Source organism: Monashia sp. HAY1-5C (assembly GCF_056755255.1).
In genome coordinates, this window is record NZ_JBPGXG010000519.1 from 1 (window position 1) to 255 (window position 255).

General features: G+C 61.2%; 1 protein-coding gene. It reads right to left on the minus strand.

Annotated elements, in window-relative coordinates; all coding sequences use genetic code 11:
- Positions 1-255, minus strand: a 255-nt coding sequence (locus ACR9ZK_RS22645; RefSeq protein ID WP_481344176.1) for a hypothetical protein, incomplete at both ends; no start/stop codon positions are given.

A 255-nucleotide genomic window follows, 5' to 3' on the forward strand; every position in this document is an offset into this window, starting at 1 on the left:
GCACACCATGCCACGACGGTCGATTCCCCCTGCCTGTGCGGTGAAGGTCGTCGTATCGACATCCTTCGGCGGAGATTTCGTCAGCAGCGCATTGCCGTAGTCACTCCCCGCGCACCCCCCTCGTCCACTGGGGATCGAGGCTCGATAACTCAGATTCATCGCGTAGCCAGCAGCCGACAGCGCGTTCTGAACCTTGACGAGGTCTGCTCGACAGGCTTCGTTCAGGCTGACAACAGTCGGTCGTCGGCTCAGGAT